1 protein-coding gene is annotated in these 1,073 nt (G+C 77.3%); it reads left to right on the top strand.

The annotated features are described in order from the left end of the window. Positions 1-189: 189 nt before the first annotated feature. Positions 190-1,071, top strand: coding sequence for a cellulose-binding protein (locus ACFXA3_RS42920; protein WP_385197047.1), 882 nt, complete (start codon positions 190-192; stop codon positions 1,069-1,071). Positions 1,072-1,073: the final 2 nt, after the last annotated feature.

Genomic DNA, 1,073 nt, shown 5'->3' with positions numbered 1-1,073 from the left:
GCGGGGGGGGGGGCGGGGGGGCGGTGCCGGGGGTGGGCGGTCTTTTTTGGCGGGGGGGGCGCGGGGGCGGGCGGGGCCGCCCCCCCCCGCGCCGCCCCCCCCCGCCCCCCCATTCCGGCTTCCGAGAGCAAATGGCGCATCCTTGACAGGAATCCCCCCGAGAGAGGCGCTTCCAGGATGACTGCACCCATGTCACCTCACGGACCGGGTTTTGCGACCGTACGGGGTCGCGGCTACCGCGTGGACGAGGTCGACCGGTATCTGGCCCGGCTCTCCGGCAGCCGGGACGAGGCGTGGGAGCGGGTGGCGCGGCTGACCGTGCTGGCGAAGCGGATGGAGGCGGAGGCGGGCCGGCTGCGCGAGGCGGTGGCGGCGCTGGCCCCGCAGACGTACGACGAGCTGAGCGAGCGGGCCCGGCGGATCCTGCTGCTGGTGGAGGAGGAGGCGGACAGCGTGCGCCGGGAGGCGCGGGCGGACGCGGTGGACGTGATGGGCGCGGCGGAGGCGTACGCGGACCGGGTGGCGGAGCTGGCCCGGCAGGACGCGGAGGCGGTGCGCGAGCAGACGGAGGTCCGGGCGCGGCAGGGGTTGCTGCGGGCGGAGCGGGAGGCCGACGCGATCCGGTCGGACGCCAGGGACGATGCGGGGGAGTGGCGTGCGCAGGCGCAGGCGGCGCTGACGGAGATGCGGCGCCGGTCGGACGCGCTGCTGGCGGACCGCGAGCAGGAGCACGTGGAGCGGTGGGACGCGGCGCAGCGGGAACTTGCGGCCCTGGAGGCCGATCTGGAGGCCCGGCACGCGGAGCTGGAGCGGTTCGCGGAGGCCCGGCTGGCGGAGGCGCGGCGCGGTTTTGCGGAGGCGGAGGAGACGGCGCGGCACGGGCAGGAGGACGCGGAGGCGCGGGCCGCGGAGCTGCTGGCGGAGGCCGGGGTGCAGGAGGAGCGCACGGGCCGTGAGACGGACCGGATCCTGCGGGAGCACGCGGAGGCGCAGGAGGAGATGCGGGCGCACATGAACCATGTCCGCTCCAGCCTGGCGGCGTTGACGGGCCGGGCCCCGGCGGAGGGCTGACC

It is taken from the genome of Streptomyces sp. NPDC059456 (assembly GCF_042750055.1).
Taxonomy (GTDB): domain Bacteria; phylum Actinomycetota; class Actinomycetes; order Streptomycetales; family Streptomycetaceae; genus Streptomyces.
This window is presented reverse-complemented; position numbering and strand designations above follow the sequence as displayed.